The sequence below is a fragment of the Marinobacter manganoxydans MnI7-9 genome, from assembly GCF_000235625.1.
Lineage (GTDB): Bacteria > Pseudomonadota > Gammaproteobacteria > Pseudomonadales > Oleiphilaceae > Marinobacter > Marinobacter manganoxydans.
Genome location: NZ_AGTR01000014.1, coordinates 197,293 through 211,850 on the forward strand (window position 1 = coordinate 197,293; position 14,558 = coordinate 211,850).

Sequence of the window (14,558 nt, forward strand, 5' to 3'; positions counted from 1 at the left end):
AGGGTTTGTGCCAAGTCCGGTTATTTTTTTAACCCATTGTTTTTAAGGCATCAGGAATGAGGAGCCTGAAAACAGGAGAGCTACGACATTTCGTATTTCACGATTTTTCGTAGCCCGGACTGCGATTTTTCGTAGTTGGCACAGGGTTTGTTTCTTCCTTCGGGAACTGACTCAGGAAATCGCCATGAACACCGAAGCCATCATTCGCCCTGAAATCACCGGCAACTGGATTGACCATCTGCCAGAGGCTGCGCTGTTGGTAGATGCAGGCAGGGACCTGATTCTGTCCGCCAACAGTGCCATGGGCCGAATGATCGGCTCCGACCGGCAATCCCTCGTCGGAACGCCATGCACCCACCTGTTCACCGACCAGCGGCCGCAACTGATTGCATTCACTGAGGAAACCCTGTTTCGCAGCCACGGCTGGAGCCGGGATTTCTTCCTCCAGTACCGGGACGGCCACACCGTGGAACTGGAAATCTCCTCATCCAGGGTCGGCGAGGCGGAAACCCAGAATGTGCTGCTGTTGTTGAGGGACCGACGCCAGCTGCGAACCCTTCGGGAGCGCCACGATGCCAACCACTACCACCGGGGCGGCCTGCTTGAATGGCGTCGGGTGGAAGAACTGTTCAAGGACATGGAGCGGGAAAACCAGCTGATCCTGCATGCCGTCGGGGAAGGCATTTACGGGGTGGATGCCGAGGGGCGAGGCACCTTCGCAAACCCCGCAGCCGAGCGCATGCTGGGGTGGCGAATTGACGAACTCATGGGGCGGGTTCTGCACCGCGTGGTGCACCACTCCCATGCCGATGGCAGCCTGTATCCCCTGAAGGACTGCCCGATATACGCCGCCTTCCGCGATGCCAGCGTGAAGCGGGTTGGCGAGGACTGGTTCTGGCGCAAGGACGGCAGCGGCTTCCCGGTGGAATACACCAGCACACCGATCCTGGACAACGGGCATCCGGTGGGCGCGGTGGTTGTGTTCCGGGATATTTCCGCCCGTCAGGAAGCCCAGAAAGAACTGCAGAAAGCGCTGGAAGAAGTAGAGACCCTCAAACACCGACTGGAAATGGAGAACGCCTATCTGCAGGAAGAACTCAGCGCCGAGTACCACTTCCACGAAATCTTCGGCCAGAGCGAGGCCATCAAAGCCATCGTGCGCCGTATCGGTATGGTGGCGCCCACCGATGCCAACGTGCTGATCACCGGCGAATCCGGCACGGGCAAGGAGCTGATTGCCCGCGCCATCCACCAGTCCAGCAGCCGACGTGACCGGCCCCTGATTCGGGTGAACTGTGCGGCCATCCCCAAGGATCTGTTCGAGAGCGAGTTCTTCGGCCACATCAAAGGTGCCTTCACCGGCGCCGTCAGCGATCGCGTGGGCCGGTTCGAGCTGGCCGACGGCGGCACCCTGTTCCTGGATGAAGTGGGCGAAATCCCGTTGGAGCTGCAGGGCAAACTGCTCCGCGTGCTTCAGGATCAGCAATTCGAGCGGGTGGGGGAAAACCGCACCCGGGCCGTGGACGTGCGCGTTATCGCCGCCACCAACCGCGACCTGAAAGCCGAAGTGCAGCAGAAAACCTTCCGGGAGGATCTGTATTTCCGTCTGAACGTGTTTCCCATCGAGTCCGTTCCCTTGCGCCGTCGTCTGGAAGACATCCCCATCCTGGCCCAGGAGTTTCTGAACCGGGCCTGCCAGAAGTTCAACCGCCCCACCCTGGCGCTGCGCGAGAGGGATGTGGAAACTCTGAAGGCCTATCATTGGCCGGGCAATGTGCGGGAACTGGAGAACGTGATCGAGCGCCAGGTGATCACCGCCGACGGCCGGCTGGACTTGGACCTGCCCGGGCCGGATTCCACCGCCCGTATAAACACAACAACGCCCCCCGCGAGACATTACAGCGGCGAATTGATGACGGAACAGGAGTTACGGGAGCTGGAGAAACAGAACCTGACCCGGGCCCTCACCATGAGCAGTGGCCGGGTCTTCGGCGAAGATGGCGCAGCGGCCATGCTGGGCATAAAACCCACCACCCTGACCTCGCGCCTGAAAAAACTGGAGATCGAACCCCGGGAATTTCAGGTCAGGCCTGAGTAATGCCCATCTGGTTCAAAGCGTAAGTCACCGCGATCCATAGCAGCATTACCAGCGGCAGATAGCGGCCAACCAGGTACATCCGCCATTCCCACCAACGGCTTTCCGTGCCCAGCACAGTCCGGATCTTCTCTGGTGGTATAAACCAGCAGAACATGGCCGCGCCCAGGACCCCTGAGAATATAATCACATTGCCGCCGGCCACCCGGTCGATCACATCCAGCACCGGCTCCCCGGCAATGTTCCACTCCAGCGGTGTGAAACTCAGCGCCGATGCTGTACCCAGCACCAGCATGACCAGGGTAACAAGACTGACGGCCTTGCCATTGCTCAGCCGGAACTCCTCCGCCACCGCAGCAATCATCACCTTCAAACCGGCCAGACTGGAGCTGAACGCCGCCATAAAGAACAGGCTGAAAAACAGCGTGCCCACCCAGTAGCCACCAACCATGTCCTCGAACACCCGGGGCATGGTCACGAACGCAAGTTGGCTGCCTTCCGTGGGCTCCATGCCAAGGCTGAACACAAACGGAAAGATCATCCAGCCTGCCAGCAAAGCCACGCTGGTCTCCGTGCCTGCGACAATCAGACAGGCCCTGGGAACATGAGTTTGCCGGGGGATAAAACTGCCGTAGGTCACCAGATAGCCCTGGCCAATCGCCAACGTGTAGAACGCCTGACCGAAGGCGAATGCCCAAAGCTTGCCATCCGCCAGCCGGCTCCAGTCCACCTGGAAAAAGAAATCCTTGGTCTGCTCCCAACCGGGCGTTCGGCTGGCGAAGACCACCAGCCCAATCATCACAATGATCAATACCGGCATCAGGATCTTCGACATCAGCTCAATGGCTGTCACATCCTTGGCCAGGATGATGGCGCCCAGCACGGTCACGGCGAAGAAGTACCAGAGCGAGTTATACCCGGCGGTAAAATCCCCGAACACCCGGAGATCGTCCGTTGCGGCATCCACTGCATAGCCCAGGGTCCAGCCGGTAATCACCAGGTAATAGCTGGTAATGGCCATGGTGATCAGAACCACAAACCAGCCATAGACCACGCCAAAGCGGTTCACCTGCCGGTAAGTCTGAACGGTACTGCCCTTGGAGAGCCGCCCGGCGGACACTTCCAGAATCATGATGGGCAGAACCACCACAATCAGCGCCAGCAGGTAGGCCACCACAAAAGCGCCACCACCGTTCTCCCCCACCATGTAAGGAAACCGCCACAGGTTCCCCAGCCCCACGGCAGCGGCCGCCATGGAGGCCACAAACGCGGGCTCTGAACTCCACTGTTTACGGGATTCCTCGATAAACTCGTGGCGCTTTCGCACGGGGTTTCCTTCTCCAATGCCGGGGAATTTCAATGCATTGAAGGCTAGCAAATCATGAGTTGGGCCGCATGACTGATATCAAGTCAGGCTTTCTGGGAAGTCTAGAACTCAAGCCTTGGGGCTGGCCGGCGATGGGGGGTACCTTTTCTTCTGGGAAAAACAACTCGCTTCGCTCAGACATTTTTTCCCGCCAGAAAAGGTACCCCCCACCACCGTCCTTCGGACTAAGGGATTGGGTTCTCGGAAGAGAGAAGAAGGGAATTTGTATTTCGCGATACCTCATGGGTATCTCGGCGCGGGTTGGCCGGTGGATTTTTCGCCGGAAAAAGGTGTCTGAGCGAAGCGAGTTCTTTTTCCAAGAAAAACTCCACCGGCCACCCCGCAAGCCCGCCCCTAAACAGGCAGGCTACAACGAGGACAACTCCACCAAATCAGATCAACTCGATAGCAACCGCAGTGCCCTCGCCACCACCAATACACAGCGAAGCCACACCACGCTTCAGCCCACGCTGCTTCAGGGCATTGATCAGGGTAACAATGATCCGCGAGCCGGATGATCCGATCGGGTGCCCCAGGGCACAGGCGCCGCCGTGGACGTTCACCTTGTCAGCCGGCAGTTTCAACTCATTGATGGCTGCAAGGGTAACCACGGCGAAGGCTTCGTTGATCTCGAAGAGATCCACGTCGTCCACGCTCCAGCCAGCTTTCTTGAGCACCTTCTCGATGGCGCCGATGGGCGCCAGGGTGAACTCGGCCGGCAGGCGGGCGTGGGTGGCGTGGGCAACGATGCGCGCCTGTGGAACCAGGCCGCGGGCATCGGCTTCGGCGGCGGAGGCCAGAACCAGCGCAGAGGCGCCGTCGCTGATGGAACTGGAGTTGGCGGCCGTCACCGAGCCGTCTTTGGCAAACGCCGGACGCAAGCTCGGGATCTTCTCGGGTTTGGCGTTGCCCGGCTGCTCGTCGATCTCGACCAGGGTTTCACCCGCGCGGCTTTCAACGCTTACCGGAACAATCTCGTCACGGAACCAGCCGTTTTCGATAGCGGCCAGGGATTTCTGCAGGGACCCGATGGCGAATTCATCCATGGCCTGGCGGCTGATGTCGTATTTGTCAGCGGTGCGCTGTGCGAAGACGCCCATCAGGCCGCCTTCGTAGGCGTCTTCCAGACCGTCCAGGAACATGCTGTCCATCACCTGGCCGTGGCCCATGCGCATGCCTCCGCGGGCCTTGGGCAGCAGGTACGGCGCCTGGCTCATGTTTTCCATGCCGCCGGCGATCATGATGTTGTTGGTACCGGCCTTGATCTGGTCATGGGCCATGATCACGGCCTGCATGCCGGAGCCGCACATCTTGTTGATGGTGGTGCAGCCGGAGCTGTCGGGAATGCCGGAAGCGCGTGAGGCCTGGCGCGCCGGGGCCTGGCCCAGGCCGGCGGGCAGCACGCAGCCCATGATGACTTCCTGGACATCCGCCGGCTGGAGGCCGGAGCGTTCAATGGCGGTCTTGATGGAGATAGCGCCCAGATCCGGCGAGCGCACGGAGCTGAGGGAGCCCATCATGCCACCCATGGGGGTTCTTGCTGAACCTGCGATTACCACATCATTGCTGTCCATTTTGTTGTCCTCCTGATTGGGTGGAGGGCCCGATCAGGGGCAGACTTTCCGGGACACGCTGTGAATACGTCCCTGTACGCTTGACTGCAGCATCCATGCTGCAGACAGTCCCGGAAAGGCTGCCCCTGCTCGGACCCCGAGCATTCGAGTTGCCTTCCTCAGGCCTTGCCCAGTACCGACCGGGCAATAATTTCTTTCATGACTTCCGAGGTGCCGCCATAAATTCGCTGCACCCGCGCGTCGATGAAGGCCCGGGAAATCGGATACTCGGTGGTGTAGCCGTAACCGCCAAACAGCTGCAGGCAACCATCGGCCACTCGGCACTGCATCTCAGTGGCGCTGTACTTGGCCATGGAGGCGGTTGGCGCGTCCAGTTCGCCCAGGTCGTACTGGTCGATGCACTGGTCCACGAACGCCTTGTTCACCCGGTAGTCAGTTTCCATGCGCGCGATTTCAAAGCGGGTGTTCTGCAGTTGGGCCAGTTTCTGTCCGAACAGTTCCCGCTCCTGGGCGTAGGCAATGGTCAGATCCAGGGAGCCACGGGCGGCAGCCACGCCAAGGGCGCCAATCACCAGACGTTCACGGGGCAGTTCCTTCATCAGGTACACAAACCCCTGCCCCTCTTCGCCAAGACGCGCGGAAGCCGGGATGCGCATGTCGGAGAAGAACAGCTCGGAGGTATCCCCGGAATGCTGGCCGATCTTGTCCAGGTTGCGGCCTTTGCTGAAGCCAGGCAGTGAGGTATCCACCAGGAACAGACTGATGCCCCGGGCGCCGGCCTTCGGATCGGTTTTCGCGGCAACGATGACCATATCAGCGTGCTGACCGTTGGTGATGAAGGTCTTGGAGCCGTTCAGGATGTAGTCATCGCCATCTTTCACCGCACTGGTGCGGATCGCCTGCAGGTCACTGCCGGCACCGGGCTCGGTCATGGCGATGGCGCCAACGGCTTCGCCGGAAACCAGCTTGGGCAACCACTGCTGACGCTGATCTTCATTGCCCATGTGGCTCAGATAGGGAGCGACAATGTCCGAATGGACCATCACGTTGGTGGATAGCGCGCCGAATCCCATGCGGGCCAGCTCTTCACCTACCACCACGGAGAACTGGAAAGGCGCACCGATGCCGCCCCACTCTTCAGGCACATCCACGCACAGCATTCCGGCGTTGCCCAGGGTGTTCCAGAGCTCGCGAGGCACCAGCCCGGACTTCTCCCAGGCTTCGTAGTGCGGCGTCACTTCTTTTTCCAGGACCTTGATAACGGAATCCCGGAACATCCCCAGTTCTTCTTTATCAACAGACACGGTCATGTATGTCTCCTGCAATTGAATGCTTCACTTGGGCGCCATGCGGAGCGCGCAGTCCAGACGAATCACTTCGCCATTGAGAATCGGGTTACGCACCATCTGATCCACCATCATGCCGAACTCTTCCGGCTTGCCGAGGCGCTTCGGGAACGGCAGCGTGGCCGCCAGGCTTTCCTGAACTTCCTCGGGCATACCCGCCATCATGGGCGTCATGAACAGGCCCGGTGCAATCGTATTTACACGGATGCCCTCGCGAGCCAGCTCACGGGCCGACTGCAGGGTTAGCGATACCACACCGCCCTTGGACGCGCTGTAGGCCGCCTGGCCAATCTGGCCCTCGTAGGCGGCCACCGAAGCAGTATTGATGATCACACCGCGTTCACCATCGGCGTTGGGTTCACGCTGGGCCATATCCGCTGCCGCGAGGCGCAGGATGTTAAAGGTACCAATCAGGTTGACCTGAATAACCTTGCTGAAGTTCTCCAGGGGCATCACACCCTCACGGCCCAGAATCTTCGAGGCTGTGGCAATACCGGCGCAGTTCACAGCGATACCGCAGGGGCCGTGGGCTTCGCGGGCAGCGTTGATGGCCGCTTCGGCGCTGTCCGGGGAACTGACATCGCATTTCAGGAAAATGCCGCCGATATCCGCGGCCACCTTTTCACCCTGTTCCTGCTGAAGGTCAAGAACCGCGACCTTGCAGCCGGCGGCGGCCAGTGCGCGGGCCGCACCCTCGCCCAGCCCGGAAGCACCGCCTGTTACAATGGCTGCCACATTTTTGAATTCCATCGTTCACTCCCCTTTTCAGGATTCTGTTTGTTAGAAATCGGACCCTAAAACTACTTTACGTTTACGTAAACTTTATCTAACCTAAGTCTAAAAAGGAAATCCCAATGGACATTAAACAGACATACAGCATCAGCGAGCTCGCCAAAGAGTTCGACGTGACAACCCGGAGCATTCGATTCTACGAAGATCAGGAGCTGCTCAGGCCCACGCGGCGCGGGCAGACACGGATCTTCAGTTCAAAGGATCGAGTGCGTCTGAAGCTTATTCTCCGCGGCAAGCGGATGGGATTTTCCCTCGCGGAAACCAAAGAATTGTTCGACCTGTGGGACGAAACCCTCAGCGGCAATGAAAAACAGCTGCTGAAGATGCTGACCATTCTGGAAAACAAACGGGCTCAGCTGGAACAGCAGAAAAACGACATTGCCCAGGCAGAAATGGAAATGGATACAGCCGAAGCCCGGTGCCGAGAAGCCCTGGCCGAGCTGCAGAAGAAAAAGAAACAGCAGGCCCCGGCCAACGAAGAAGCCAGGCAGACCGCTGAACACTAATGACAGAAATCAAAGGTAGCCAACGATGAAATCACAATACTCAGAGCTCAACTTCGGCCTCGGCGAAACCCTCGATATGCTCCGCGAGCAGATCAACGGCTTTGCTGCTTCCGAAATCGCGCCGCGCGCCGAGGAAATTGACCGCAACAACGAGTTCCCCATGGACCTGTGGCGGAAAATGGGCGACATGGGCCTGCTGGGTATCACCGTGAGCGAAGAATACGGCGGCTCCGACATGGGCTACCTGGCGCACGTCATCGCCATGGAAGAAATCAGCCGTGCTTCCGCCTCCGTTGGCCTCTCCTACGGTGCCCACTCCAACCTGTGTGTGAACCAGATTCACCGCAACGGCACCGAAGAACAGAAACAGAAATACCTGCCGAAGCTCGTCAGCGGCGAGCACATTGGCGCCCTGGCCATGTCCGAGCCCAACGCCGGCTCCGACGTCATCTCCATGAAACTGACCGCCAAAGATGAAGGTGACCACTACCTCCTCAACGGCAACAAAATGTGGATCACCAACGGCCCGGATGCGAACACCTACGTCATCTACGCCAAGACCGACACCTCCGCCGGCTCCAGGGGCGTGACCGCCTTCATCGTAGAGCGCGACGCCCCGGGCTTCAGCCGTCACCAGAAACTCGACAAGCTCGGCATGCGCGGCTCCAACACCTGTGAACTGGTCTTCCAGGACTGCAAAGTACCCAAGGAGAACGTCCTGGGTGGTGTTGGCAACGGCGCCAAAGTCCTCATGAGCGGCCTCGACTACGAACGCCTGGTTCTCTCTGGCGGCCCGCTGGGCATCATGCAAGCCGCTATGGACGTGGTCGTACCCTACATCCGCGAGCGCAAGCAGTTCGGCCAGGCCATCGGTGAATTCGAACTGGTCCAGGGCAAAGTCGCCGACATGTACACCTGGATGAACACCGCCAAGTCCTACGTCTACATGGTTGCCATGTCTGCCGACCGTGGCGCGGAAACCACCCGTAAAGACGCCGCCGGCGCGATCCTCTACTCCGCCGAAATGGCCACCAAAATCGCCCTGGACGCCATCCAGCTGCTCGGCGGTAACGGCTATATCAACGAATACCCGACAGGCCGCCTGCTGCGGGACGCAAAGCTGTATGAGATCGGTGCCGGAACGTCCGAGATTCGTCGGATGCTGATCGGCCGTGAGCTGTACCTGAACAAATAACGCGCAGCTTCAAGCCAGTAGCCGTCCTCAGCCGGATAAGCCGGGGACGGCTTGCACCCAAAGTACGACGAGGGACTGGCAGGGTGTCTTTCCGGGAATGTCGGCGGCCATGGATGGCCGACGTCAAGCGCACATGGATGTGCTCGTAGCGGTTCCCGGAAAGATTCCCTGCCAGTCCCGCCGCCCCGAACCTCGAGGCCCGAAAAAATGACAATACTTCAAAGCAAGATTAATCCCAGGTCCGAAGAGTTCCAGGCCAACCAGGAATCCATGGCCCAGGCCGTAGCCGACCTGCGCGACAAAGTTTCCACCATCCAGCAAGGCGGCGGCCCCTCCTACCAGGAGCGCCACATCGCCCGTGGCAAGCTGCTCCCCAGAGAGCGCATCAACCGTCTCCTGGACGACGGCTCCCCGTTCCTGGAAATCGGCCAGTTCGCCGCCTACAACGTTTACGATGAAGAAGTCCCCGCTGCAGGCGTCATCGCCGGCGTGGGCCGCGTCTCCGGCACCGAATGCATGATCATTGCCAACGACGCCACCGTAAAAGGCGGCAGCTACTACCCGCTGACCGTCAAAAAACACCTGCGCGCCCAGGAAATCGCCCTGCAGAACCGCCTGCCGTGCATCTACCTGGTCGACTCCGGCGGCGCCAACCTGCCCCGCCAGGACGAAGTCTTCCCGGATCGCGACCACTTCGGCCGCATCTTCTACAACCAGGCCCGTATGTCTGCCGACGACATCCCGCAGATCGCCGTCGTCATGGGCCTGTGCACCGCCGGTGGCGCCTACGTGCCCGCCATGGCCGATGAATCCATCATCGTCCGTAACCAGGGCACCATCTTCCTGGCTGGCCCGCCGCTGGTGAAAGCCGCCACCGGTGAAGTAGTGACCGCCGAAGACCTCGGTGGCGCCGACGTGCACTGTAAAATCTCCGGTGTTGCCGACCACTACGCCGAGAACGACGCACACGCCCTGGAAATCGCCCGGCGCAGCGTCTCCAACCTGAACCGTCGCAAGCCAACGGATGTGGAAATCCGCAAACCCAAGGCACCGCTGTACGACGCCGAGGAGATCTACGGCATCGTTGGCACCGACCTGCGCAAGCAGTTCGACGTGCGTGACGTCATCGCCCGCACCGTCGACGGTTCCGAGTTTGACGAATTCAAACGCTATTACGGCCAGACCCTGGTCACCGGCTTTGCCCATATCCACGGCTACCCGGTGGGCATCATCGCCAACAACGGCATCCTGTTCAGCGAAGCCGCCCAGAAAGGCGCCCACTTCGTTGAATTGTGCTGCCAGCGCAACATCCCGTTGCTGTTCCTGCAGAATATCACCGGGTTCATGGTTGGCCAGAAATACGAATCCGAAGGTATCGCCAAGCACGGCGCCAAGATGGTTATGGCCGTGGCCTGTGCCAACGTACCCAAGATCACCGTACTGATCGGCGGCTCCTTTGGCGCGGGTAACTACGGCATGTGCGGCCGCGCCTACAGCCCCGATTTCCTGTGGATGTGGCCGAACGCCCGCATCTCGGTGATGGGCGGCGAACAGGCCGCCGGCGTTATGGCCACCGTTCGCCGTGAAGGCATGGAGCGCAAGGGCCAGGAATGGAGCGCCGAGGAAGAAGCTGAATTCAAGAAGCCGATCATCGACACCTACGAACACCAGGGCCACCCGTACTACGCCAGCGCCCGCCTCTGGGACGACGGCGTCATAGACCCGGCCCAGACCCGGGAAGTGGTTGCCCTGAGCCTGTCTGCCACCCTTAACCGACCCGCCAAGCCGACACGCTTTGGCGTGTTCCGGATGTAATCGGGGAGACTGACATGACAGACAACGAATCCGCAGTTCTGCTCAAACGTCGCGACGAAGGCATTGCCGAGGTGGTTCTAAACCGCCCTGACAAACGCAACGCCTTTGACGACGTGATCATCCAGCAGCTGATCAGCACCCTCACCGAGGTGAATGCCGACAACAGCGTGAAGGTCGTTATCCTGCGCTCCGAAGGCAAGCACTTCTCCGCCGGGGCCGACCTTGGCTGGATGCGCCGCATGGCCGAGAACAGCCGCCAGGAAAACCTGGATGATTCCCGGGAACTGGCGCGGCTGATGAACGTACTCAACCACCTGTCCAAGCCCGTGATCGGCCTGGTACAGGGCGCCGCTTTCGGCGGCGCGGTGGGCCTTGCCGCCTGCTGCGACATCGTCATTGCCACCGAAAAATCCAGCTTCTGCCTCAGCGAAGTGAAGCTCGGCCTGATTCCGGCGGTGATCAGTCCCTACGTGGTGCGCGCCATCGGCGAGCGCCAGGCCCGGCGGTATTTCATCTCCGCCGAAGTGTTCACCGCAAAGCAGGCTCAGGAATACGGCCTTGTGCACATCGTCTGTGACGATGTCGACGCCATGGAAGCCCGCTGCAACGAGATGCTCCAGCAACTGGCCATGAACGGGCCCGAGGCCATGAAAGCCGCCAAGGACCTGGTATTCGCCGTCAGCCACAAACCCATCAACGACGACGTGATTGACGACACCGCACACCGCATCGCGGATATCCGGGTGGGTGAAGAAGGGCAGGAAGGGCTCAGCGCCTTCCTGAACAAGCGCAAGGCCAACTGGGTTCCGGAGGAAGAATAACAATGTTCAGCAAGATACTGATCGCCAACCGGGGCGAAATCGCCTGCCGGATCATACAAACCGCCCACCGCATGGGCATTCGCGTTGTCGCCGTCTATTCCGAGGCCGACGCCAATGCACGGCACGTGGCCATGGCTGACGAAGCCTTCCACATCGGCCCTGCACCGAGCTCCGAGAGCTACCTGCGGGCCGAAAAGATCATCGAGATTGCCAAAAAGAGTGGCGCCCAGGCCATCCACCCGGGCTACGGTTTCCTCTCGGAAAACACCGGGTTTGCCGAATCCTGTGAAGCCAACAACATTGTCTTCATCGGCCCGCCCTCCTCGGCCATCGCTGCCATGGGCTCCAAGTCAGCGGCCAAGGCCATCATGGAAAAGGCTGGCGTGCCGCTGGTGCCCGGTTACCACGGCGACGACCAGTCGGTTGAAACCCTGCGGGCCGAAGCCGAGAAATGCGGCTTCCCCTTGCTGCTCAAGGCTGTCGCCGGCGGCGGTGGCAAAGGCATGCGCGTCGTGAACAACATGGGCGAGTTTGACGATGCTCTGGCTGCTGCCAAGCGCGAAGCCCAGAACGCGTTCGGCAACCCGGACATGCTGATCGAACGTTACCTGACCCAGCCCCGGCACGTGGAGATCCAGGTCTTCTGCGACCAGGAAGGCAAGGGCGTGTACCTGGCCGAGCGTGACTGTTCCGTGCAGCGCCGCCATCAGAAAGTCCTCGAAGAAGCCCCGGCCCCGGGCCTGAGCGAAGAAACCCGCAAGGCCATGGGTGAGGCGGCCGTGCGCGCCGCCCAGGCCATTAACTACGTGGGTGCCGGCACCGTTGAATTCCTGTACGACGTCGACGGCTCCTTCTTCTTCATGGAGATGAACACCCGCCTTCAGGTCGAGCATCCGGTTACCGAAATGGTCACCGGCCAGGATCTGGTGGAATGGCAGCTGAAAGTGGCCTGGGGTGATGCCCTGCCGCTGGAACAGTCCCAGGTGAAAACCCGGGGCCACGCCCTGGAAGCGCGGATCTACGCCGAAGACCCGGACCAGGACTTCCTGCCGGCCACCGGTAACCTGCGCTACCTGAGCACCCCGGATGAAAGCGCCCATGTGCGCGTCGACACCGGCGTGACCGAAGGCGACGACATCAGCATCCACTACGACCCCATGATCGCCAAGCTGATCGTGTGGGACGAAACCCGCGACCAGGCCATCAACCGCATGGTTCAGGCCCTGGAGCACTACCGCATCGCGGGCGTGAAGACCAACATCCGGTTCCTGCACGCCCTGGCGGACGCCCAACCGTTCCGAGAAGCGGAACTGACCACCGGCTTTATCGACGATCACCGGGAACTGCTGTTCCCGAAATCGAAGCTGGATACCCATAAAGCCCTGGTACTGGCCGCCGGCTTTGTTCTGGAACAGCGCAAATCCCGTGAAGTGGTCAGCACCGACCCCTGGTCGCCGTTCGGCCGCCAGAACAGCTGGCGCATGAACTCAGAATACGCCCAGCCGCTGCAACTGCAGGTCGGTGACGAGATTCACGACCTGAAGGTACTGGAGCGTGATGACCGTTATCAGGTGTATGTGGGCGACAGCGTCTATAACCTCACCGCCCGCCTGGACGACGATTATCTGCAGGCGGTCATCAACGGCCACCGCATCAGCATCCACGGCAACCTGCACAACGACCAGCTGGTGCTGTTCTACGAAGGCGACACCTTCAACTGCACCGTGTACAAGGAAAGCTACGGCTTCGAGGAAATGGCCGGCGAAGGCAGCCTGGCCGCGCCCATGAACGGTGCCATCGTCGCCGTGCAGGCCAAAGTCGGCGACAAGGTCACCGCCGGCCAGAGCCTGGTGATCATGGAAGCCATGAAGATGGAGCACGCCATCAAGGCCCCGGCCGACGGCGTGGTCACCGAGATCTTCTTCGCCGAAGGCGACCAGGTTTCCGAAGGTGCCGAACTGATTGCCATTGAGGTGAACGACCCAGAAGCGAAACAAGAGGAGGCAGGCTAATGGCCTTTCCCAAACAGGTCCGCCTGGTTGAGATGAGCCCCCGGGACGGACTCCAGAACGAGCCCGGCCCGGTGATCGCCACCGCCATCAAAACCGGGCTGATCGACCGCCTGGCAGACAGCGGCCTGAGCCACATCGAGGCCGCCAGCTTCGTGTCCCCGAAATGGGTGCCACAAATGGGCGACGCCGCCGAGGTGATGGCCGGCATCAATCGCAAGGCTGGCGTTCGCTACTCCGCCCTCACCCCGAACCTGAAAGGGTTTGAGGGGGCACTGGCGGCGAAGGCCGACGAAGTGGCGGTGTTCGGCGCCGCGTCCGAATCCTTCACCAAAAAGAACATCAACTGCACCATCGCCGAAAGCCTCGAACGCTTCGCCCCGGTGGTGGAAGAAGCCCGCAAACACGGCATCCCAGTGCGTGGTTACGTTTCCACCGTCATGGGCTGCCCCTACGAAGGCGACATCGCCCCGGAACAGGTGGCCACCGTGGCCAAAGCCCTGTACGAAATGGGTTGCCACGAAATCTCTCTGGGCGACACCATCGGCGTGGGCACCCCGATCAAAGCCAAGCGAATGCTCGAAGCCGTCGCTGCCCACGTGCCCATGGAAAAGCTGGCGGCCCACTTCCACGACACCTATGGCCAGGCACTGGCCAACCTGTACGCGGTGCTGGAAGAAGGCGTCAGCGTCATCGATGCCTCCGTCGCCGGCCTCGGCGGCTGTCCCTACGCCAAAGGCGCCTCGGGCAACGTCGCCACCGAAGACGTGCTATACCTGCTTAACGGCCTTGGCATCAAAACCGGCGTCGATCTGGAAAAGCTTGTCGCCACAGGCGACTGGATATGCAGCCAACTGAATCGCCACAACGGCTCAAAAGTCGGCCAGGCACTAGGCGGCAACTGCCAATGATCAAATTGGCGGGTGGGAACAGCTTCCCAGGACTGTCTGCAGCATGGATGCTGCAGTCAAGCGTACACGGACGTATTCACAGCGTGTCCTGGGAAGCTGTTCCCGCCCGCCAAAGCACCAAACAGGAA

General features: G+C 60.5%; 11 protein-coding genes. 7 read left to right on the forward strand and 4 right to left on the reverse strand.

What is annotated here, in order from left to right:
- Positions 1-184 precede the first annotated feature (184 nt).
- The gene (locus tag KYE_RS03895) at positions 185-2,098 is read left to right on the forward strand and encodes a sigma 54-interacting transcriptional regulator (RefSeq protein ID WP_008170593.1); all 1,914 of its coding nucleotides are present in this window, start codon (positions 185-187) and stop codon (positions 2,096-2,098) included.
- On the opposite strand, the gene KYE_RS03900 is transcribed toward KYE_RS03895, so the two are convergent.
- From KYE_RS03900 to KYE_RS03915, 4 genes are all read right to left on the reverse strand, one after another.
- Entirely contained in the window at positions 2,085-3,422 is a 1,338-nt protein-coding gene (locus KYE_RS03900) for a sodium-dependent transporter (protein WP_008170595.1), read from the reverse strand. The genes KYE_RS03895 and KYE_RS03900 overlap by 14 nt on opposite strands.
- Positions 3,423-3,853: 431 nt before the next feature.
- Positions 3,854-5,035 (reverse strand): thiolase family protein, encoded by a 1,182-nt coding sequence (locus KYE_RS03905; protein ID WP_008170597.1) that lies wholly within the window; start codon positions 5,033-5,035, stop codon positions 3,854-3,856.
- Positions 5,036-5,193: 158 nt separating this feature from the next.
- Entirely contained in the window at positions 5,194-6,345 is a 1,152-nt protein-coding gene (locus KYE_RS03910; RefSeq protein WP_008170599.1) for an acyl-CoA dehydrogenase family protein, read from the reverse strand.
- Between the two features lie 24 nt (positions 6,346-6,369).
- Entirely contained in the window at positions 6,370-7,131 is a 762-nt protein-coding gene (locus tag KYE_RS03915; protein WP_008170601.1) for an SDR family NAD(P)-dependent oxidoreductase, read from the reverse strand.
- A 104-nt stretch (positions 7,132-7,235) separates the two neighbouring features.
- Here KYE_RS03915 and KYE_RS03920 point away from each other — a divergent pair, with 104 nt between their 5' ends.
- The 6 genes from KYE_RS03920 to KYE_RS03945 all read left to right on the forward strand — a co-directional run bounded on the left by KYE_RS03920 (position 7,236) and on the right by KYE_RS03945 (position 14,430).
- A complete protein-coding gene (locus KYE_RS03920) occupies positions 7,236-7,679 on the forward strand; it encodes a MerR family transcriptional regulator (RefSeq protein ID WP_008170603.1) in 444 nt (147 codons plus the stop codon).
- Between the two features lie 25 nt (positions 7,680-7,704).
- Positions 7,705-8,874, forward strand: coding sequence for an isovaleryl-CoA dehydrogenase (locus KYE_RS03925; RefSeq protein WP_008170605.1), 1,170 nt, complete (start codon positions 7,705-7,707; stop codon positions 8,872-8,874).
- Positions 8,875-9,081: 207 nt separating this feature from the next.
- Complete coding sequence (locus tag KYE_RS03930; protein ID WP_008170608.1) at positions 9,082-10,689, forward strand: carboxyl transferase domain-containing protein; 1,608 nt, start codon at positions 9,082-9,084, stop codon at positions 10,687-10,689.
- Positions 10,690-10,703: 14 nt separating this feature from the next.
- Entirely contained in the window at positions 10,704-11,510 is an 807-nt protein-coding gene (locus tag KYE_RS03935; protein WP_008170610.1) for an enoyl-CoA hydratase-related protein, read from the forward strand.
- Positions 11,511-11,512: 2 nt separating this feature from the next.
- A complete protein-coding gene (locus KYE_RS03940; RefSeq protein WP_008170612.1) occupies positions 11,513-13,522 on the forward strand; it encodes an acetyl/propionyl/methylcrotonyl-CoA carboxylase subunit alpha in 2,010 nt (669 codons plus the stop codon).
- On the forward strand, positions 13,522-14,430 hold the full coding sequence (locus KYE_RS03945) for a hydroxymethylglutaryl-CoA lyase (RefSeq protein WP_008170614.1): 909 nt from the start codon (positions 13,522-13,524) through the stop codon (positions 14,428-14,430). Before KYE_RS03940 ends, KYE_RS03945 begins: the two co-directional genes overlap by 1 nt.
- Positions 14,431-14,558: the final 128 nt, after the last annotated feature.

Bases quoted from the DNA above. Each gene is read 5' to 3' on its own strand.
- KYE_RS03910 (WP_008170599.1), bottom strand. From the start codon at position 6,345: ATGACCGTGTCTGTTGATAAAGAAGAACTGGGGATGTTCCGGGATTCC.
- KYE_RS03930 (WP_008170608.1), top strand. From the start codon at position 9,082: ATGACAATACTTCAAAGCAAGATTAATCCCAGGTCCGAAGAGTTCCAG.
- KYE_RS03920 (WP_008170603.1), top strand. From the start codon at position 7,236: ATGGACATTAAACAGACATACAGCATCAGCGAGCTCGCCAAAGAGTTC.
- KYE_RS03940 (WP_008170612.1), top strand. From the start codon at position 11,513: ATGTTCAGCAAGATACTGATCGCCAACCGGGGCGAAATCGCCTGCCGG.
- KYE_RS03895 (WP_008170593.1), top strand. From the start codon at position 185: ATGAACACCGAAGCCATCATTCGCCCTGAAATCACCGGCAACTGGATT.
- KYE_RS03935 (WP_008170610.1), top strand. From the start codon at position 10,704: ATGACAGACAACGAATCCGCAGTTCTGCTCAAACGTCGCGACGAAGGC.
- KYE_RS03945 (WP_008170614.1), top strand. From the start codon at position 13,522: ATGGCCTTTCCCAAACAGGTCCGCCTGGTTGAGATGAGCCCCCGGGAC.
- KYE_RS03905 (WP_008170597.1), bottom strand. From the start codon at position 5,035: ATGGACAGCAATGATGTGGTAATCGCAGGTTCAGCAAGAACCCCCATG.
- KYE_RS03915 (WP_008170601.1), bottom strand. From the start codon at position 7,131: ATGGAATTCAAAAATGTGGCAGCCATTGTAACAGGCGGTGCTTCCGGG.
- KYE_RS03925 (WP_008170605.1), top strand. From the start codon at position 7,705: ATGAAATCACAATACTCAGAGCTCAACTTCGGCCTCGGCGAAACCCTC.